Origin of the sequence: Novosphingobium terrae (assembly GCF_017163935.1) — a bacterium.
In the GTDB taxonomy this organism is placed as follows: domain Bacteria; phylum Pseudomonadota; class Alphaproteobacteria; order Sphingomonadales; family Sphingomonadaceae; genus Novosphingobium; species Novosphingobium terrae.
Map to the genome: position 1 here is coordinate 396,984 of NZ_JABVZR010000002.1, position 17,226 is coordinate 414,209.

General features: G+C 63.3%; 20 protein-coding genes. 9 read left to right on the forward strand and 11 right to left on the reverse strand.

Annotation, left to right across the window (positions count from 1 at the left end):
* Nucleotide 1 precedes the first annotated feature (1 nt).
* Nucleotides 2–844: a helix-turn-helix domain-containing protein gene (locus HGK27_RS20375; RefSeq protein WP_241127672.1), complete on the reverse strand. Its 843-nt coding sequence runs from the start codon at nucleotides 842–844 to the stop codon at nucleotides 2–4.
* 269 nt (nucleotides 845–1,113) lie between these two features.
* Here HGK27_RS20375 and HGK27_RS20380 point away from each other — a divergent pair, with 269 nt between their 5' ends.
* Nucleotides 1,114–1,500 (forward strand): nuclear transport factor 2 family protein, encoded by a 387-nt coding sequence (locus HGK27_RS20380; protein ID WP_206244669.1) that lies wholly within the window; start codon nucleotides 1,114–1,116, stop codon nucleotides 1,498–1,500.
* Between the two features lie 58 nt (nucleotides 1,501–1,558).
* Here the strand turns inward: HGK27_RS20380 and HGK27_RS20385 are convergent, their stop codons facing one another.
* A complete protein-coding gene (locus HGK27_RS20385) occupies nucleotides 1,559–2,314 on the reverse strand; it encodes a DeoR/GlpR family DNA-binding transcription regulator (RefSeq protein WP_206244670.1) in 756 nt (251 codons plus the stop codon).
* A 107-nt stretch (nucleotides 2,315–2,421) separates the two neighbouring features.
* Between HGK27_RS20385 and HGK27_RS20390 the strand changes: the two genes are divergently transcribed.
* Complete coding sequence (locus tag HGK27_RS20390) at nucleotides 2,422–3,015, forward strand: NUDIX domain-containing protein (protein ID WP_206244671.1); 594 nt, start codon at nucleotides 2,422–2,424, stop codon at nucleotides 3,013–3,015.
* Nucleotides 3,016–3,087: 72 nt separating this feature from the next.
* Here HGK27_RS20390 and HGK27_RS20395 read toward each other — a convergent pair whose 3' ends face one another.
* Together HGK27_RS20395 and HGK27_RS20400 are read right to left on the reverse strand one after the other, a co-directional pair.
* Nucleotides 3,088–3,552, reverse strand: coding sequence for a nuclear transport factor 2 family protein (locus HGK27_RS20395; RefSeq protein ID WP_206244672.1), 465 nt, complete (start codon nucleotides 3,550–3,552; stop codon nucleotides 3,088–3,090).
* Nucleotides 3,552–4,253, reverse strand: a complete 702-nt coding sequence (locus tag HGK27_RS20400) for a DJ-1/PfpI family protein (RefSeq protein ID WP_206244673.1) — start codon at nucleotides 4,251–4,253, stop codon at nucleotides 3,552–3,554. The genes HGK27_RS20395 and HGK27_RS20400 overlap by 1 nt, the downstream gene beginning before the upstream one ends.
* Before the next feature lie 81 nt (nucleotides 4,254–4,334).
* On the opposite strand from HGK27_RS20400, the gene HGK27_RS20405 reads away from it, so the two are divergent.
* Nucleotides 4,335–5,285 carry a GlxA family transcriptional regulator gene (locus tag HGK27_RS20405; RefSeq protein WP_206244674.1) on the forward strand — a complete coding sequence of 317 codons (951 nt, stop codon included), beginning with the start codon at nucleotides 4,335–4,337 and terminating at the stop codon, nucleotides 5,283–5,285.
* A gap of 89 nt (nucleotides 5,286–5,374) precedes the next feature.
* Entirely contained in the window at nucleotides 5,375–5,683 is a 309-nt protein-coding gene (locus tag HGK27_RS20410) for an alkylphosphonate utilization protein (protein WP_206244675.1), read from the forward strand.
* A 179-nt stretch (nucleotides 5,684–5,862) separates the two neighbouring features.
* Here HGK27_RS20410 and HGK27_RS20415 read toward each other — a convergent pair whose 3' ends face one another.
* A complete protein-coding gene (locus HGK27_RS20415; protein ID WP_206244676.1) occupies nucleotides 5,863–6,060 on the reverse strand; it encodes a hypothetical protein in 198 nt (65 codons plus the stop codon).
* 309 nt (nucleotides 6,061–6,369) lie between these two features.
* Between HGK27_RS20415 and copC the strand changes: the two genes are divergently transcribed.
* Together copC and HGK27_RS20425 are read left to right on the forward strand one after the other, a co-directional pair.
* Nucleotides 6,370–6,759 (forward strand): copper homeostasis periplasmic binding protein CopC, encoded by a 390-nt coding sequence (gene copC / locus HGK27_RS20420; protein ID WP_206244677.1) that lies wholly within the window; start codon nucleotides 6,370–6,372, stop codon nucleotides 6,757–6,759.
* A complete protein-coding gene (locus HGK27_RS20425) occupies nucleotides 6,759–7,652 on the forward strand; it encodes a CopD family protein (protein WP_206244678.1) in 894 nt (297 codons plus the stop codon). The genes copC and HGK27_RS20425 overlap by 1 nt, the downstream gene beginning before the upstream one ends.
* A 9-nt stretch (nucleotides 7,653–7,661) precedes the next feature.
* Here the strand turns inward: HGK27_RS20425 and HGK27_RS20430 are convergent, their stop codons facing one another.
* Nucleotides 7,662–8,231: a helix-turn-helix domain-containing protein gene (locus tag HGK27_RS20430; protein WP_206244679.1), complete on the reverse strand. Its 570-nt coding sequence runs from the start codon at nucleotides 8,229–8,231 to the stop codon at nucleotides 7,662–7,664.
* 11 nt (nucleotides 8,232–8,242) lie between these two features.
* Here HGK27_RS20430 and HGK27_RS20435 point away from each other — a divergent pair, with 11 nt between their 5' ends.
* Nucleotides 8,243–9,130 (forward strand): DMT family transporter, encoded by an 888-nt coding sequence (locus HGK27_RS20435; RefSeq protein ID WP_206244680.1) that lies wholly within the window; start codon nucleotides 8,243–8,245, stop codon nucleotides 9,128–9,130.
* 38 nt (nucleotides 9,131–9,168) lie between these two features.
* On the opposite strand, the gene HGK27_RS20440 is transcribed toward HGK27_RS20435, so the two are convergent.
* From HGK27_RS20440 to HGK27_RS20455, 4 genes are all read right to left on the reverse strand, one after another.
* Nucleotides 9,169–9,426: a hypothetical protein gene (locus tag HGK27_RS20440; RefSeq protein ID WP_206244681.1), complete on the reverse strand. Its 258-nt coding sequence runs from the start codon at nucleotides 9,424–9,426 to the stop codon at nucleotides 9,169–9,171.
* Between the two features lie 110 nt (nucleotides 9,427–9,536).
* Complete coding sequence (locus HGK27_RS20445) at nucleotides 9,537–10,097, reverse strand: alpha/beta hydrolase (RefSeq protein ID WP_322099064.1); 561 nt, start codon at nucleotides 10,095–10,097, stop codon at nucleotides 9,537–9,539.
* A 37-nt stretch (nucleotides 10,098–10,134) separates the two neighbouring features.
* Nucleotides 10,135–10,596 carry a DUF4126 domain-containing protein gene (locus tag HGK27_RS20450; RefSeq protein WP_241127674.1) on the reverse strand — a complete coding sequence of 154 codons (462 nt, stop codon included), beginning with the start codon at nucleotides 10,594–10,596 and terminating at the stop codon, nucleotides 10,135–10,137.
* 122 nt (nucleotides 10,597–10,718) lie between these two features.
* A complete protein-coding gene (locus tag HGK27_RS20455) occupies nucleotides 10,719–12,233 on the reverse strand; it encodes a glucan biosynthesis protein (RefSeq protein WP_206244682.1) in 1,515 nt (504 codons plus the stop codon).
* Between the two features lie 436 nt (nucleotides 12,234–12,669).
* On the opposite strand from HGK27_RS20455, the gene HGK27_RS20460 reads away from it, so the two are divergent.
* Together HGK27_RS20460 and HGK27_RS20465 are read left to right on the forward strand one after the other, a co-directional pair.
* Nucleotides 12,670–14,316 carry a GGDEF domain-containing protein gene (locus HGK27_RS20460; RefSeq protein WP_206244683.1) on the forward strand — a complete coding sequence of 549 codons (1,647 nt, stop codon included), beginning with the start codon at nucleotides 12,670–12,672 and terminating at the stop codon, nucleotides 14,314–14,316.
* Between the two features lie 288 nt (nucleotides 14,317–14,604).
* The gene (locus tag HGK27_RS20465; RefSeq protein ID WP_206244684.1) at nucleotides 14,605–15,846 is read left to right on the forward strand and encodes an MFS transporter; all 1,242 of its coding nucleotides are present in this window, start codon (nucleotides 14,605–14,607) and stop codon (nucleotides 15,844–15,846) included.
* 196 nt (nucleotides 15,847–16,042) lie between these two features.
* Here HGK27_RS20465 and HGK27_RS20470 read toward each other — a convergent pair whose 3' ends face one another.
* Nucleotides 16,043–17,221 (reverse strand): PrnB family protein, encoded by a 1,179-nt coding sequence (locus tag HGK27_RS20470; RefSeq protein ID WP_206244685.1) that lies wholly within the window; start codon nucleotides 17,219–17,221, stop codon nucleotides 16,043–16,045.
* Between the last annotated feature and the right edge of the window lie 5 nt (nucleotides 17,222–17,226).

Here is a 17,226-nt window from a genome sequence, read left to right on the forward strand (position 1 = left end):
ATCACGCGCCTGACGGTGAAGACATCAAGGCCACATGCCGCGCTTGCGTGATCTCATCAGCCGGAAACATGCATTCCACCCGCAATTCCTGAGCATTGATCTCCGCAGGCGTGCCAAGGGTGGAGACCATCGAGAAATAGCGCAACCGCATGCCATCCTTCTCGAAGCCGAGCGGGATCATCGGCAGGGCTTCATCCTCCACCGTCATGCTCCGGGCCGCAGGGCCCTCGACCGGCGGATAGGCCTCCAGCGCCGCGATCAAGGACTGCAGACGCGCGTCGATCACCCCGCCCACTGCTTCGCGCCGGACCCGCGTCAGCAGCGAGGCCGACACACGGTCCCAATCGCAGATGAAGGGGCGCATCCCCGCCGGATCGAACATCAGATGCAGAATGTTACGGGGTGCCGGCCGTGCGGCCATATCGATGAACAGGCCGAAAAAGCGCAGGGTCGCATCATTGGCCGCCAGAACGTTCCAATAGCGGTCCATCAACACCGCCGGATAAGGCTCCTGCAGTCTGAGCATACGGTCAACCGCCGCCGTCACGCTTTGCAGCTGAGGCGCATCCCACGCGGCCTCGCGATAGAGCGGGGCATAGCCCGCCGCGAGCAGCAACGCATTGCGATCGCGCAGGGGGATATCCAGTGCCTCGGCGATCGCGACCAGAGTTTCGCGCCCCGGCGCGCTGCGCCCGCTCTCGATAAAGCTGAGATGGCGCTGGGACAGGTTGGCATCCAGCGCAAGATCAAGCTGGCTTTTGCCCCGTGTCGAGCGCCAGCTGCGCAGCAAAGCGCCAAGCTCACCGCCACGCCGCCGATCGGTGCCATGCTGGATGGAAGGCAAGCCGGTTTCTCCCTTGATGATCGCACCCGACCGCCTCGGGCAGAGCGATGGCTAATCCATGCGCGCGGCGCATGGCAATGACCTCTCACGTAATTGAGAGCCGCCCGCAAGCGCCCTAGCCAGCTCCTGTCCGCAACAGCAATGGAATGGGTCATACGATGAGATATGAAGCTTTGGATCGTCGAACCGTGTTGGGTGCTGCCGTCACCCTGGCCTTTCTGCCGCTGCCTGCTGTGGGCAGAACCCCTCTGGCAAGAGAGAAAACCGCAATGCAAGTGACATTCACCAAAACCGAAGCGCCTGACTGGCTGATGGCTTTCTGGCGCGAGATCGACAACAAGACATGGGGATCGGGCTTCGATTGCCTCGCCGTGGATGCGGTCTGCAACCTTGGCGTGGCGGACTGGCATGGCCGCGAGGCGATCCGTGACAATCTGCGCAAATTCATCGACACCGGCTTCACCGCCCATCACGATGTGCTGGAATATTGGGACAGCCCGCGCCTGAAAGTGTTTCGCGGCCGGGTAACGATGACACCTGACGATGGCGGGCCCGCCGTTCACCCCACCATGACTCACTTCTTCCAGATGGATGAGGCTGATCCCGCTAAGGTGAAGCACTGGTATGGCGCCGTAGGCCCCGTTTCCTTCGGCTGACCTTGACCGTGCAGGCATCCGGCATCGGTCGGATGCCTGCATGGCGTCGCCTGAGCCATCAGGCTTCAACCATGTTGATCTTGAGGGCGTCGAAAGGCTCCAGCAGTTCGGGTGGCAGCATCGGTTCGATCACCAGCGTGTCCACCTCGTCCAGCGGCATAATGCGATAGGAGGATGCGGCTCCAAGCTTTTCCCGCGTGGCCAGCAGGATCGTTTCCGCCGATTGGCGCGCGATCAGCCGCTTGATCGCGGCCTCTTCCGGATCTCCCGTCGTCACGCCGGTGTCCGGATGGAGGCCGGTTGCGCCCATGAAAAAGGCGTCGAAACGGATGCGCGCAATGGCCTCGGCGCTCGACGCGCCCACCGCGACGATGGAATGTTTGAAAAGCCGCCCGCCGATGATCTCGACATCGATGCCGGGGTGATCGACAAGTTCGATCGCGATGCTGGGGCTGTGCGTGACGATGGTCGCCTGCAGGCCCCGGGGCAGATGGCGGGCGAGCTGAACATTGGTCGTGCCGCCATCGAGAAAGACGATCTGGCCCGGTTGAATCAGGCTGGCCCCCGCCTTGCCAAGGCCGGTCTTGGCCGCGGACTCCAGCCGCTCACGCGCGGCGAAATCCGCGATCGCCGAGGAGGCCGGCAAAGCCCCGCCATGCACCCGCTGCAACAGACCTTCGCGTGCAAGTTCACGCAAATCCCGGCGTATCGTGTCTTCAGACACATCGACCTGCTGGCTGAAGCGCTTGGCGATCAGCCTGCCCTCCTGCTGAAGGGTCTTGAGGATCAGCGCCTTGCGTTCCGAAGTCAGCATAAAACCTCACTTGCACGATATTCCTTGACTCTGCGCGATATTGCACGAAATTTCACACAAGGTCGAGCCTTCATTGGCTGCCCCGGATCACCATCGAAAGGATCGTCATGACTGTCGCCCATCGTGTCCGCCTGGAAGATGTCATCACACTGGCCGACGACTGGTATGTCCTGAAAAAGTCCACCTTTTCCTTCCAGCGCGCTGATGGCAGCTGGCAAAGGCAATCGCGCGAAACCTATGATCGCGGGAATGGTGCCACCATCCTGCTCTATGATCCCGAGCGACGGACGGTCATTCTCACCCGGCAGTTCCGTTATCCGGCCTTCGTCAACGGCCATGATGATCTGCTGATCGAAACGCCGGCAGGCCTGCTGGACAATGCCGCCCCCGAAGAACGCATCCGCGCCGAAACGCAGGAGGAAACAGGGTTCCATGTGCGCGAGGTGCGCCAGATCTTTGACGCTTTCATGAGCCCCGGTTCGGTGACGGAAAGGCTCCACTTCTTCGTCGGCGAATATCGCCTGGACGATCGCCTGTCCGCTGGCGGCGGCAATGCGGAGGAAGGCGAAGACATCGCCACCTTCGAAGTCGGCATCGATGAGGCCATGGCCATGATCGACTCAGGCGCCATCAGGGATGGCAAGACCATCATGCTGCTACAATATGCCGCGCTGAAGCTTTTCCGGTCCGATGGACGATGATCGCGGCGGTCTGCCCGGAATGACGGGGCTTTCTCCATCGAGAGCAATCGTCCAAGTCCGGAAAAGTCAGGCTTACAGGCCCAGCTCCGACAGGCCGGGATGATCGTCGGGGCGGCGACCCTGCGGCCAATGAAACAGGCGATCCTCTGGTGCGATGGCCAGATCGTTGATGCTGGCGATCCGGCGGCGCATCAGACCAGCCTCGTCGAACTCCCAATTCTCATTGCCATAGGAGCGCCACCACTGGCCGCCCTCATCATGCCATTCATAGGCGAAGCGCACCGCGATCCGGTTGTCATGAAAGCTCCAGACCTCCTTGATCAGCCGGTACGCCTGTTCGCGTGACCATTTGCGGGAGAGGAAGGCGATGATCTCCGTGCGGCCCGTTAGAAAATCGGCGCGATTGCGCCACTGACTGTCGAGCGTATAGGCCAGAGCGACCTTTTCAGGATCGCGGCTGTTCCATGCGTCCTCGGCCAGACGGGCCTTTTGCGCGGCGGTTTCCGGGGTAAAGGGCGGCAGGGGCGGACGGCTCATCAAACAATCTCCTGAAGGGCAAGGCGGGACGCGGCTTGGCGCGCTTCGGCTTCACGGATGGGCATCATGGCGGCCATGCGCCCCTGATAGGCAGCGAGGATTTCGGGCGGCGCTGTCTCGGGCGTGCCAGACTCGAAAGGCGGCGCGGGGGCATATTCCAATCCTAGCTGAAGCGACTGCGCCAGAGCAACGCCGCCCAGTTCGGCCAGCACGGTCAGCGCGAAATCGATCCCCGCCGTCACCCCGCCGCCGGTGATGACCGTGCCATCACGCACGACACGCCCGGCATCCGGTATGGCGCCAAACAGCGGCAGCAGATGGCGCCACGCCCAATGGCAGGCGGCACGCCGGCCCTGCAGCAGGCCTGCCGCTCCCAAAATCAGCGATCCCGTGCACACCGAGGTGACATAACGCGCGCCCAGACCAAGGCGGCGCACCTCACCGACAAAATCCTCATCCAGCGCCACTTGCGTGGCTGTGGCCCCGCCGGGAACGCAGAGCAGGTCACAGGCGGCAATGTCAGCCAGGCGCTGCGTGTCGGCAAACACCAGCCCCTCGGCAGCGACATGGCCGCCATCGCGGCTCGCCACAAGCGTCTCGCTGTTCGGCAGCCGTGAAAGGAACTGATGCGGGCCCGTGAAATCAAGCTGGGTCATGCCGGGGAACAGGGCAAAGACGATGCGGAACGGCTGATCGGTCATGAGAGCCTCCTTATGGGGAACAGCCTCTTCATCGCGCAGGGCACGGCTTGACGAAATGACAATGATCCCTCAATTCAAGCCATGCCTCGCACCCTCGCCCTTTACCTTTATGAGGAGTTTCAGCTCCTCGACGCCTGCGGGCCGATCACCAGTTTCGAGATTGCCGGGCGCATGCATGATACACCCTATCGGCTGACACTGCTTTCGGCCAAGGGCGGGCCGGTGCGCAGCTCTTCCGGCGTGGCGCTTGAGACCATCGCCGCTGATGCGGATGCACTTTCCATCGACACGCTGATCGTCGTGGGGGGCAATGGCAGCCGCGATGCCATGCGCGATCCTGCGGTTGTCACCTTCCTCCGTCAGGCTGCGGGCCGCGTGCGACGCTTGTGCAGCGTCTGCTCCGGCGCCTTCCTGCTGGCCTCAGCCGGTGCCCTCGACGGGCGCCGGGCCACCACCCATTGGCGCCGGGCCAAGCTGCTGGCGCGCCTGTTCCCCAAGGTGGCGGTTGACGTGGACCGCATCCATATCCGCGATGGCGATGTGTGGACATCGGCGGGGATCACCGCCGGCATTGATCTGGCGCTGGCGCTGATCGGCGACGATCTGGGCGAGGATCTGGCGCGTGCCGTGGCGCAGGATATGGTGGTCTATTATCGCCGACCGGGCGGGCAATCGCAATTTTCGGCTCTGGCGGAGCTTGGCGGCGATGGCGCGCATTTCGCCCCCTTGCTTGACTGGGTCCGCGCTCACCTCGACCAGCGGCTGACCATCGACGTGCTGGCCGCGCAGGCCGCGATGAGCCCGCGCAATTTCTCGCGGGCCTTTACCCGTGACATGGGGATGAGCCCCGCCAAGGCCGTCGAGCGTTTGCGGCTGGACGTCGCCCGCGAGCGTGTGGAAAGCAGCCCGGCCCCGATCGAGCAGATCGCCGCCACACTTGGCTTTCACGATCCCGAGCGGATGCGCCGCGCCTTTATTCGGGCCTTTGGCCAGCCCCCGCAGGCCATGCGCCGCTTGGCCCGGCATGGGTGATGCCGGACGGCCCCAATATCCGCAAATTCTGTCGACAACGCTTTCGATAAGGCCGAGGGAACGGCGAAACCACAGCAGGAAACCGATGCATGCCAGACAGCGATGACAACTATGTGTATGATGAGGAAAGCGGCGAATGGATGCCCGCCGCCGAACTGGCGGAACGGCGCAATGCCGCATCCCGGCCCGAAGTGCGCGATGCTGTCGGCAATCTGCTGGCCGACGGCGATCAGGTGACGCTCATCAAGGATCTCGACGTCAAGGGCGCGGGGCAAACGCTCAAGCGCGGCACGCTGATCAAGTCCATCCGCCTGACGGGCGACGCGCAGGAGATCGACTGCAAATTCGACGGCATCAAGGGCCTGGTGCTGCGGGCGGAGTTCGTCCGCAAGCGTTGATGAAGGCTGCTCCCGGATCGCACCCTGGCTGCCATGGCCATAGGTAATCCGGGAAGCCTCCAACCGAAAACATCGGCCACTCTGACCGGCATACCGAACGCGCGCTGCATCGTTGCGGCCAGCGCCACCATCTCGACGATCAGCGCGTAATGGACACCGCGCTCCTGATTTTCAGGCGCCTATTTCCCCTTTTCCTTCATTTCGAGATAGGCTGCATCACGCGCTTCCGGGGTCAGCCCCTGCAGATATTGCTTGGCGGCTTTATAGGTCAGGAATGGCTTCCCATCAGCAATGATGGGGGTGGTACGGCCGTTGTAGATACGGCGAAGCAACCGCCTTTGCGGTCTGCTCAACGATTGGGTGGCTTCATCTAACATCCCTAATTTTGATCCCGATCCCGGGAACAATCAAGCCCCATGAGGCGCTTTGTCGACCGAATACCGGCGCAGGTCATGCGCCCACCTCGCCTGCGCGAAACAGCGAAATCGTCAGAACATCCACAAGGGCCCGCAGGCGCGGCAACATATGCCACGCGCAGCCTCCCCTGCTGTCAGGGACGCATCATCACTGGTGCTGACCCGTCGCGCGCCAACGCCGTCCCTCGCCAATTTTACGCCCGCTCACTATTTTCGAGGGGCCCGCTCTGCCGCCGCGTATCGCATAAGCAACCAAAGGGAGTTTCTTCGATGCGCCATCCTCTTCTTGCCGCCGCGCTGTGTGCCGGCCTTGCCGTTTCGGGCCTTGCCGCCCCCGCCATGGCGCATCCCAGGCTGGTTTCGGCCAAGCCCGCCGACACCACCACCGCCAGCCATGTGACCGAGGTTTCCGTGACCTTCAGCGAGCCGCTGATGGCGGCCATGTCCGGCATGGATCTGGTGATGACCGGTATGCCGGGCATGGATCACCACCAGCCCATGAAGATGACCGGCGTGAAGACCAGCGTGGCGCCCGATGGTGTGACCCTGCTGGCCAAGGTCGCTCGCCCCTTGCCGCCCGGCACCTATGAGGCCGACTGGCACGTGGTTTCCACGGATACCCATCGCGTGACGGGCAAGCTGACCTTTACCGTCAAGTGATGGAAGGGGCTCAGATCTGGCTGCGCTGGGCCCAGTTCATCGATCTTGCGCTGGTTTTCGGCATTCCCCTTATCGCAAGCCTGCTGGGGGAACGCCGGATGAGTGGGCAATTGCGACTGGTTCTGGGCATCGGCTGTCTGGCCGGGCTCGGCATCGGCGTGCTGGGCTTCCTTGTGGCGATGGCGGTGATGGCGGGCAGCGGCATCAAGGATCTCGATCGGGATATGGTCATGATGGTGGCCTGCCATACCGCGCTGGGCTGGAGTGTCCTCACGCGGCTTGGGGCCTTGCTGATCGGCCTGATCCTCGCCTTGTCCAGCCGGTCGCTGGCGCCGTGGCCCGTGGTAGCAGGCGTGGCAGCAGCCAGTCTGGTATGGGGCGGCCATGCCGCTGCCTCGCAGGGAGCCCCCGGCATGGCGCGGCTGGCGGGCGACATCGCCCATCTGTGGTGCGGTCTTGGCTGGGTGGGCGCCTTGCTGCTGTTCACCGCCCGGCTGTGGCGCGCATCGGGTGAGGACAGCGTGATCCTTGCGCAGCTGACGCGCGCGCTGGGCGGCTTTGCCCTGATCGGCAGCGTGCTGGTCGGCGTGCTGCTCGTCAGCGGTCTGGGCAATCTGTTGTTTCTGGCGACACCCGGGGCATGGGGTGCCATCGCTCACGCGCCCTATGGGCGGCTGATGATCGCCAAACTCAGCCTGTTTGCCGGCATGTTCCTGCTGGCCGCGCGCAACCGCTTTCTTCTGGTGCCCGCACTGGAGCAGGCCTCCCTGCCTTTGGCCCGGCAACAGGCCCTTTCGGCCCTGCGCCTCAGCGTCTCGCTGGAGATGCTGCTGGCCCTCGGCGTGATCCTGTGTGTGGCTGCGGCAGGAACACTCGACCCTGCCGCAGCCTGAGCCTCTGGCCTAACAGACCACCACACGCACAAAACGGGCGATGGTCTCGCCCGCATTGGCATAGGAAAATTCCTGAGCGCTGCCATAAATCGCAAAGTCGCCAGCCTTGATCGTGACGGCGCCGTCCTGCTTGTCGATCCGCACGCAGCCTTCGTGAACGAAGATCATCTCTGACCATCCGGCAGGGTCCGGCTCGGCCTGATAGGTATCGCCGACGCCAAGCGACCAGCTCCAAAGCTGCGCGGATGAGGCCGCGGGCACGCTGCCCAGCAGCTTGGAGATGCTGGCGTCGCTCGCCCCGCGCCACATCGTGGCATCGATCCGCTCGGTGGCAGCGGTCGGGTCGGCGACCATGGCGACGAAATCGACGCCGAGCGCCCACGCCAGCCGGTCCAGACTCGAAAGGCTGACATTCGTGTCGCCGCCTTCGAGGCTGACGATCATGCGGCGGCTGACCTCGGCCCGTTTGGCCAAAGCGTCCTGACTCAAACCGGCAGCCATGCGCAAGCGACGCAAATTGCTGGAGACATGCGCCAGCACATCGCCACGCTTTTCTTGACTGCGCATTATATTGCTCATATCTGCGCATTATGTTGCACATCTCTCCACAGCGCAAATCCCTTTTCTCGCCTCAGGAACTGGCCCTGATCGGCATCACCACGCTGTGGGGGGCAACCTTCCTGATCGTCCATATCGCCATGGCGCATGCCGGACCGCTGTTCTTTGTGGGGCTGCGCTTCGTGACGGCGGGCGGGCTGAGCCTTGTGATCTTCCGCAAGACCTTGATGAAGGTAACGGCCAAGGAGCTGGTCGCCGGCACCGCCATCGGCGTGGCGATTTTCCTTGGCTATGCGCTGCAAACCTATGGCCTCAAGACGATCAACAGCAGCACATCGGCCTTTCTGACCGCGCTTTATGTGCCGATGGTGCCGCTGCTGCAGTGGGGCGTGATGCGGCGCTTGCCGCGGGCCATGACCTGGGCCGGGATCGCGCTCGCCTTTGCGGGGCTGGTCTGTCTGGCTGGCCCGAATGCCTTTCATGTGGGGTTGGGACGCGGCGAAGTGGCAACCGTGGTGAGCGCAGTCGCGATTGCCGCCGAAATTCTGCTGATCAGCCAGTTCGCCGGATCGGTCGATTCCACCCGCATCACGGTGGTGCAGCTCCTTGCCGCCGGCCTGTTGTCTTTCGCGATGATGCCGATCGCCGGGGAACAGATTCCCGCGTTTTCATGGATCTGGTGTGCCAGTGCTATCGGCCTTGGCATCGCCAGCGCGATGATCCAGCTGACCATGAACTGGGCGCAGCGCTCGGTCTCGCCGGCCCGCGCGACCATCATCTATGCGGGCGAGCCGGTCTGGGCCGGTCTTGTCGGTCGCCTCGCCGGGGACCGGCTCCCTGCCCTCGCGCTGTTGGGCGCGTTGCTGATCGTTGCAGGCGTGATCGTGAGTGAATTGAAGCCGCGAAGTGACCCTGCCTGAATCCCCCTTATTGCTCTCATCGCAGCGCCAGAAAGGCTTCAGAGCCCGATCTTTTCCAGAGCTGATGCGAGTTCGGTGTCAGCGATCACGCCATCCTTGGGCTTCAGGCGGTTCAGCGCAGTCTGCAGCCGCTTTTGCGCGACCTGAAAGCTCTTGTGCCGAACATCGCGCGCAAAATTCGTCCGCCCCGACCGGCTCTCGCCCAGCAGGGCTGCCCATTTCGCCTCTTCGGCGGCCAGCAGCGCCAGCGCCAGTCTCAGGCCATCTCTCTGGCCATGAGCGTAATCATCGGACATGCCGCGTCTCCTGAAGCCTCACAATCCGAAGGCGCTGGCGACGAACTCGGCCCCCATCCGCAATCCGATATCATCCACGCCGTGCCCAAGCCCTTGCGACACATGGGTCGTCACCGCAATACCCCGCGGCTCCAGCTCCATTTGCGCTGCTCGCAGCGCGGTGACCGGCACGATATCGTCCTGATCACCATGGATAGCAGCACGGGCGGCTTGCTGAACGGCTCGCGTGACAGCTCGGCCGCGCCCGTCAGCATCCCTGAATAGCCGACGATGCCCGCCACCGCCCGCTGGCGCCTGAGCCCGACATGCAGCGCCATCATCGTCCCCTGACTGAAACCGACAATCGCGAGCTTGTCCTCACCCAGACCATATTGCGCCAGCTTTCGGTCGATAAAGGCATCAATGGGCGCTGCGGCACTGGCAGCACCGGCAGCCAGCGCCGCCGGATTGAAGGCGTTGAGCGCCCACCACTGGTAACCCGGCCCCATCACACATGGCTGCGGCGCGTTGGGCGCCAGAAACAGAGCATCGGGCAAAAGCTTTTGCCATTCCGGCACAAAGGAGATCATGTCCGCGCCATTCGAGCCATATCCATGCAGCAGAAGCACAATCTGCTGCGGCGCTTTGCCCGAAAGGGGCTGCTTGCTCGATCCGTTGACAATTTTGGACACGCCGTCTCCCTTGGTGGCCGTTTCGCTTGAAAGCCTGTCATTCTGCCTTGATCAGGGATGGCTTGGCAACCGCCAGCCCGCTGCCAAAGACGATGGCATCCTCGATAAAGCCGGTCACCGTCTGGCCATAGCGCCCCATGGCCGTGCAGCGCAGTCTCCAGCCGATGTAGGATGCGGTCAGCGCGGTGGCCGCCGCAATCGCTCCGCCAAGCATCCGGCGACCGCGCGGCGCAACAGCCGCCCCGGCATAGGCGGCGGTGATGCTGCGCACGGCAAGGCCGACAGGCTCGATGCGATCAGGCGCGGTTTTCATCTTGTCGCCCGCCATCTCTGCCGCCGCCAGCGCCGCCGTTCCCGCCGCGATCAGCGGATTGAGCAGCAGCGACTGCAGTGGCAGATCCGTTGGCAAGCTACCGCTGCGCGTGGCCGTCGCGATGGCGGCCAGTGGCGTGATGCCGCGTTGCCCGGCCACCAGACCCATAAGGAAAGAACGAAGCATAGCGCCCCCTTTCGGTGAGACTGACCACATTGTAAGCGATGAGGACAACATCTGGTTCCTTGTCCCCCGCGGCAGATCGGTTGCTGAGGAAAGATCGAGGGGCAGGCCCGTCCATGGGCGGCTCACAGGATCAAAGGCTCGACCACCGTTTCAGACAAGGCGGTTCCCTTACGCCGCAGAAACAGGCGGAATTCAGGTTGAGTGATCGCCGCAGGCCGCACATCGAGGGTTACGCGCCAACGCTTTTCGACGCCGACCACAGGATAGGCCGCTTGCGCCACCACGGCGGCGGCGGGCAGGTTGGTCACCGCCTCGACCCCACTTGAGCGGTCCAGCCCGGCCAGATTTTCGCCTTCGAAATCGAAGACCAGCTTGCGTGTATCCTGCTGCGCAGCCGCGCCAGCCATGCCGCCAGCGCCGTTCCACTGATCGACAAGGCGCGCACCTGCACCGACCGATGGGTCATGCGAGGTCCAGTGCAGCCGATAGCGCCATTCATGATAGCCTCCAGCCCGTGCCGGCGTATCGCTGAGCCAAAAGGCGCTGACATTGTCGGTAATTTCGGAGTCGGTCGGAAACTCATAGAGCATCACCGCCCCCGGCCCCCAATCGCCGATCGGCTCCACCCAAAGGCTGGGCCGGCGGTTGTAAAAGGCGCCATCATCCTGATAGTCGCTGAAGCGGCGATCGCGCTGCATCAGGCCAAAGCCGCGCGGGTTGATGACGGTAAAGGCGTTGGTGCGAGGATGCCGGGGATCGCGTAGCGGGCGCCACAGATGCTCGCCATTGGCCGCAACGATCGCCAGACCATCGGAATCATGGATTTCGGGCCGCCAGTCCGGTGTGCGCTCGGGCGAATTCTGATCATACCAGAACATGCTGGAGGCAGGGGCAATGCCCAGGCGCTTGATGTCACGGCGCATGGCGAGTACGGCGGTCACATCCTGCAGGACTCCGTCGGGTCCCATGGTGTTGTCGAAGCGCATGGCGCCGACAAGGCTGGGGCCATCGAGCAGCGCGTAGACGCGCATGCCCGTATCGCCGAAGGTCTCGATCCAGAACTCGGTGAAAGCCGGAAACTCCTCCTCGGTGGCCAGCGCCGTGTCGACCGCGATCCCTCTTGCCGAGATGCCATATTGGTTCTGCGCGCCGGCCGTGCGGAAATAGGAGGCGCCCGTAAAGGCCAACCAGTCGCTGTCAGCGCCGGTGTGGAGCACGCGAAAGCCCGAGGCTTCTGACTCGCCACCGCCAGCGAACAGCCCTTTGGTCGACAGCAGGCGGCGGGCACGCCCGCCCTCAAGGATGTTCAGCTTGACTGGCGTTGGCGCGTAGCGGTTGACCGGAAGCAGGCGCACCGTTCCCGCCAGCGGCGTGGCGGGGCCATAGGTGAGCTTGCCCGCGGCATCGAAGTCAATGTCATGCGCGCCGGGAACGGGTGACTGCGTTTCGTAAGGCTTGCCCGACAGCGCCCGGACGCGCGCCGTCAAGGCCTCCCATGAAAAGTCTTGCGGCGGGGCGAAGCTTGTTGCGCCCGTGGCAGCGCCGGTCGCACGCGCCAGTGACAGGAGCGAGAGGCCCGCGATGCCGCCGCATATGTCACGACGCGAGAAGGCGGTGGGGCCGTTTTGCGCACTCATGCAGCAAAACTCGCGCCCGGTCGCTGTGGTGCGAAGGTAAGCGAAGAGATGGAGCGCCTTAAAACAGCCTCAGAGGGTGACTGAGGGTCGATACGGTCGGGAACGGGGTCGGCCTGACGAGCCATGGCGCTTCTCCTGACAGATCAGGGAAGGCACCGAACTCCGACAAGTTCCGGGCAGAGGCACAGCCGATCACCCTCAAAACAGTTACGGTCCTCCCATCAGCGTAAGGCTAACAGGAGGGAAAGCCTGTTTAAGAAATTTCCGAGTCGGCCTCTTAGGAAAGAATTTTTATGTTTTGAGGCATTCTATTCAACTGGACCGTAAATGCTGTTGCGATCTGGCGAGTGGATTGTTTTTCATAATGATTTTATCCTCGGAACAGTTAATGCCCGGCACGGCGAATCTTGCCTCATTCTTCCCGAAGAAGAGTGTGTTGCCGCGCAGCCTGCCGGGAATCGCGCAGGAAAGGCTGGCCGAAGCCGAGCGCCTGTCACGCTCCGGTCAGCCGATTTCGGCGATCACCCTTGCCGAACAGGTGAGAAACGAGGCGCTCGCCTATGGCAACCAGCATGTTTATGCGCTGAGCACCGGGCAGCTTTCCTGGTACTATTTCATGACCGCCCGCTATGAACAGGGCGCGGTGCATGCGCTGGAAGCGATTGAACTCTGGCAGGTCACGGGCGATGCCGTCCGTGAGGCGACCTGCCGCTGTTACTACGCCTGGCAATTGTGCCAGATGGGCATGCCCGGCGCCGAGCAGGAGGCGATGCAGGCGCTGCGGCAGGCGGAAAAGGCGGGTGATCCGGCGGCGCTGTGTCTGGCACAGAACACGGTTGCCGTGGTTCTGTGGATGTACAAGCAATTCGAACTGGCGCTTGATTTCAGCACTCAGGCTGTCGCTCTGGCGCGGCAGGTGGGCGATCCGGTGGCGCTGGGCTGGTGGCTGATCAACGATGGCGGGATCAGAGGCGATCATGCCGCCATCAAGGCAGCGCAGGGCGACCGCAGCGACCTCGCCTCCGCCATCGACCACGCCAACCGCGTCACCGAAGAAGCTCTGGCTCTGGCTCTGGCTCATCAGGATCATTGGGGGGCGCGGATCTGCCTCGGCAATCTGGCCGAATTCGCGCTGCATGTGGGCGATACCGATAGCGCCATGGCCCATATGGAGCATTGGCAGCAGCTTCCCGGTGAAGTGGGCGACCGCGACACCACCCAATACCATCGCTGCAACGGCATGGTGCTCATCGCCCAGGGGCGGATCGACGAAGCGATCGTCGCGCTCAAGACCGGGGTCGAGCATGCCGATCAGGTGAATGATCTCGAATCCGGCGTGCCGGGCTGTCAGGCACTGGCCGAGGCCTATGAGCGCAAGGGCGATTTCCGGATGGCCCTGCACTGGCACCGCGAATTTCACGATCATTATGTGCGTTACTGCACGCACACCGCCCAGCGCAGCGCGCGCGTCGCAGCAACCCAGTATGAGACCGAGCAGCTGCGCAACCAGAGCGAAACGGCACGCCTTCAGGCACAGGCGCTGGAAGTGTCGAACCTGGAGCTGACTCAGGAAACCGACCGGCTGAAAAAAGCCAATCTCGAAGATCCGTTGACCGGTCTCTACAATCGCCGGGCGCTGGAGCATGCCTTGGCGGAAGCGCAGAGTGCCGGTTCAGCCTATGCCATCGCCATTCTCGATGTGGATCATTTCAAGCGCATCAACGATCGCTTCTCGCATCTGGTTGGCGACGAGGTGTTGCGCCAGATCGCCGCGATCCTGAGCGGGTTGATCCGCAAGAGCGAACTTCTGGCACGGTTCGGGGGCGAGGAATTCGTCTTGCTGATGCCGGACGTTGGGAGTGCCGATGCGGTTATCCTGTGCGAGCGTTTGCGCAGTGCGGTTGAAGCATGGAGCTGGGTCGAGCAGAACACGCAGCTTCAGGTGACGATCAGCATCGGCATCGCCAGCACGGACGGCACCGACGAACCGACGGCCATTCTGGCTGCAGCTGACGCACTGCTTTATCAGGCCAAGGCGAATGGGCGGAACCGGGTGGAAGTGTCGAAACCCGCCGAGATTTGATGCGCCAGGAGCTTTTAAGCGTCCCTTCCCGATATCGTCAAAGAATGGCATGGATGCCATCGGCAAGCCTTATCCTCCCGAGCTGCGCCGTGTAGCATGTTCGCCGCCGGCGACGCTTTTGTCAGAAGATGGGGGAATGATGTCCGCAGGTGTTGAAACGCAGTTGCCTTTCCACTGGCTTCAGAACACGCCCATGGCAGCCACTGGCGTTCAAGACCAATCATGCCTCAGAGCATGGCCGCCGCGTGCCGATCTGGTTACGAAGGCTAACAGCGGGGAAGGCAGGCAATGCCCGATCCGCTGAGCGAGCCTCCCCGGCATGTCTGGCTGATGGGGCTGGCCAACACCACTTACGGCTATCTCTATGCCGTGCCGCTGGTCACCGTACCCCAGCAACTGGCGGCGCGCGGCGTGCCCGAGCCGGAGATCGCCAACATCGGGGCGATGGTCATGGCGCTGTCGCTGGCGACTTTCGCGCTGGCCCCGGTGCTCGATACGTCGATGAGCCGCCGGAAATGGTCGGTGACGCTGGGCTTTCTGGCCACCGCCCTTGCGCTGGCGGTGCTGCTCCTGCCCACCTCCAGCGCGCTGCTCACCCCGGGCCTTGCGGCGATGGCGCTGGCGACCTCGCTCTACAACGCAGCCATCGGGGGCTGGCTGGGGGCCGCGCTTCCCAAAAGCTGCGACGAAACCGTCGGCACATGGTTCGGCATCGGCAATGCGCTGGGTTTCAGCCTGGGCGCGATGTGCCAGTTCTGGCTGCTCACCCATCTGCCCACACCGCTGGGCAGTCTGGCCGTCGCGGGGATCGGCGTGCTGACGATGCCGATCCTGCTGGCACTGCCCAGCCCATCGGCTGACCGCAAAGCCATGCGCGAAACCTTTGGCACGCTGGCACGCGATGTCGCGCATCTGGCAAGGCGGGGGCCGGTCCTGCGGATTGCGGGGCTGCTCGCGATGCCTTGCGCTGCCTTTACCCTGACCAACGCTTTTGGAGGATTGGGCGGCGATTTCCATGCCTCGGCCAGTGTGGTCGGTGCGGCCAATGGCATGGGGCAGATGGTGGCCTCACTGCTAGGGGCACTGGCGATCCGCCTTGTGATGACACGGATGCCCGCGCCATTGCTCTATCTGCTGGTCGGCTCGGTGGGGGCGGCTTTTACCCTGCTGTTGCTGCCTCTGCCGCATACAGCACCGGTCTATGTCCTGGCCGTCCTGGGGGAATGCGCCGCGCAGACCTGCGCCCAGGTGGTGCAGAACGCGATTATCTTCCGCTCGATCGCGCCCGAGGACCCGCTGGCCTCCAGCCAGTTCGGGCTGCTGCAGAGCGCCCTCATCGTGCCTTACGCCTATATGCAGGCGCTTGACGGCTATGGCTATCGGTTGGCCGGAGGGGTTGCGGGCTCGCTGCTGATGGATGCGGGCGTAAGCCTTGCTGCCTGCGCCATCATGGCGATGCCGGTCCTGCGGTGGCTGCGCAACGGGCGCCTTGAAGCCGATCTGAAAGCACATCCCGGTCTTATCCGGTGATGAAGACCGAAAAGAACGCCCACGCGCACACCGCCGCTGCCCATGACATCATGAAGAAAGGCCAATCCACAACGGCTTATGTTGGCCTTATCGATCCCGCCTCATCCCTCTGCCCCTAAAGCCAACTCTGGATCACAACTGCGTCGGCCCGTCCTGCAATGCCGATGCGTCCATCCGTCCATCGCAGTGCATGGCGTCAGCTGGTGCCCACAAGCATGCGAAGGCGCTCGATATCCCGGTGACGCGTGGGGACATCGTCCCGCGGTGCGGCGCAGCGATAGTCCCGCAACCGCTCCAGACTGCGCAACAGCACTTCGAGCGGCGGCCCGCTCGCAGTGATCCCGTTCAAAGCGCGTGTGTTCACCTGCGCAGCCGGACGGGTGATGAAACGGTCAACCAGCATGTCGTGATGCTGCTGCGCCGTCCGCCCGAATGTATCGCAGAGCTTCAGAAACGCCCGGGCGTTGGTCTGGAACCAGGGCTGATCCGCATGGCTGTCGGCTGCCAGCAAAAACGCGTCAAGCATGCTGGGCGTCGCCATGCAGTCCCGCAATTGTGCCTGATCGCCCGGCATCATGAAGGGCATTTTCTCAAGCAGCAGCTGCGAATAATAGGGATCGCTGGCGCGGCAGAGGCCGAGCAGCAGGTCGATCTCGTTGATGCCGGGAAAATCCCCGGCATTGGCGCCGCGATAGACATGCCGACCGACCCTGTAAGGCTTGTAATAGGGCCGCACGCTGTAGAAGAACCGATCGACATCCAGCGTCTCGAACAGGCGCTGGTTGAAGCGGATGACGGCCTCCAGCGCGACGCCGGCCTGCTCGAACAGCACATCGGCCACCGGGCTGCTCACACCGATGGCGACCAGCCGCCGCAGCGCATCCGCCGCACATTGGAAGCTCAGAATGCCGCGCGTGTTCTCGTCGATGAACAGGAATTCGTCAGGCAGCGCGGTGAAGCTTTTGCGCACCCCGTTCACGGCCAGATTATGCGTGGCCAGATGGGCGGTCGCAAAGCGTGGCGCCATGCCCGCCGCCGCGCCGACATGAAGCGCCAGTGCGGAGGCCTCCCTATGCGGCGATTGATCTTCGCGATCGGGATTGGTCAATTCATGCCGGCGCAGCGCCCCCAGATAGAGACCAACATTGCCGAGCAGGTGAAAAGCCGAGCCAAAACCATCGGTCGTCCGCCCCTCTGCCAGCAGCGGCACGATCAGCAGACGCCCCTCCTCGCACAGGCGCTGCTTGATGCCCTCGCCAATCCCCTCGACCGCAGAGCGGTCCTCGCGGGCGAAATAAAGCTCCTCCAGTTCGGTGTTCATCGCGACGAAATCCGTGCGAATCCAGCGATCGAAGGCTTCCGCGTTCTGTGTCATCCTGC

What these genes read in the sequence shown, in the direction of transcription:
- HGK27_RS20390 (WP_206244671.1), top strand. Translation starts at nt 2,422, where the DNA reads ATGACTGTCGCCCATCGTGTCCGCCTGGAAGATGTCATCACACTGGCC.
- HGK27_RS20440 (WP_206244681.1), bottom strand. Translation starts at nt 9,426, where the DNA reads ATGTCCGATGATTACGCTCATGGCCAGAGAGATGGCCTGAGACTGGCG.
- HGK27_RS20425 (WP_206244678.1), top strand. Translation starts at nt 6,759, where the DNA reads ATGGAAGGGGCTCAGATCTGGCTGCGCTGGGCCCAGTTCATCGATCTT.
- HGK27_RS20465 (WP_206244684.1), top strand. Translation starts at nt 14,605, where the DNA reads ATGCCCGATCCGCTGAGCGAGCCTCCCCGGCATGTCTGGCTGATGGGG.
- HGK27_RS20400 (WP_206244673.1), bottom strand. Translation starts at nt 4,253, where the DNA reads ATGACCGATCAGCCGTTCCGCATCGTCTTTGCCCTGTTCCCCGGCATG.
- HGK27_RS20410 (WP_206244675.1), top strand. Translation starts at nt 5,375, where the DNA reads ATGCCAGACAGCGATGACAACTATGTGTATGATGAGGAAAGCGGCGAA.
- HGK27_RS20450 (WP_241127674.1), bottom strand. Translation starts at nt 10,596, where the DNA reads ATGCTTCGTTCTTTCCTTATGGGTCTGGTGGCCGGGCAACGCGGCATC.
- HGK27_RS20395 (WP_206244672.1), bottom strand. Translation starts at nt 3,552, where the DNA reads ATGAGCCGTCCGCCCCTGCCGCCCTTTACCCCGGAAACCGCCGCGCAA.
- HGK27_RS20430 (WP_206244679.1), bottom strand. Translation starts at nt 8,231, where the DNA reads ATGAGCAATATAATGCGCAGTCAAGAAAAGCGTGGCGATGTGCTGGCG.
- HGK27_RS20385 (WP_206244670.1), bottom strand. Translation starts at nt 2,314, where the DNA reads ATGCTGACTTCGGAACGCAAGGCGCTGATCCTCAAGACCCTTCAGCAG.
- HGK27_RS20470 (WP_206244685.1), bottom strand. Translation starts at nt 17,221, where the DNA reads ATGACACAGAACGCGGAAGCCTTCGATCGCTGGATTCGCACGGATTTC.
- HGK27_RS20405 (WP_206244674.1), top strand. Translation starts at nt 4,335, where the DNA reads ATGCCTCGCACCCTCGCCCTTTACCTTTATGAGGAGTTTCAGCTCCTC.
- HGK27_RS20380 (WP_206244669.1), top strand. Translation starts at nt 1,114, where the DNA reads ATGCAAGTGACATTCACCAAAACCGAAGCGCCTGACTGGCTGATGGCT.
- copC (WP_206244677.1), top strand. Translation starts at nt 6,370, where the DNA reads ATGCGCCATCCTCTTCTTGCCGCCGCGCTGTGTGCCGGCCTTGCCGTT.
- HGK27_RS20435 (WP_206244680.1), top strand. Translation starts at nt 8,243, where the DNA reads ATGTTGCACATCTCTCCACAGCGCAAATCCCTTTTCTCGCCTCAGGAA.
- HGK27_RS20415 (WP_206244676.1), bottom strand. Translation starts at nt 6,060, where the DNA reads ATGTTAGATGAAGCCACCCAATCGTTGAGCAGACCGCAAAGGCGGTTG.
- HGK27_RS20455 (WP_206244682.1), bottom strand. Translation starts at nt 12,233, where the DNA reads ATGAGTGCGCAAAACGGCCCCACCGCCTTCTCGCGTCGTGACATATGC.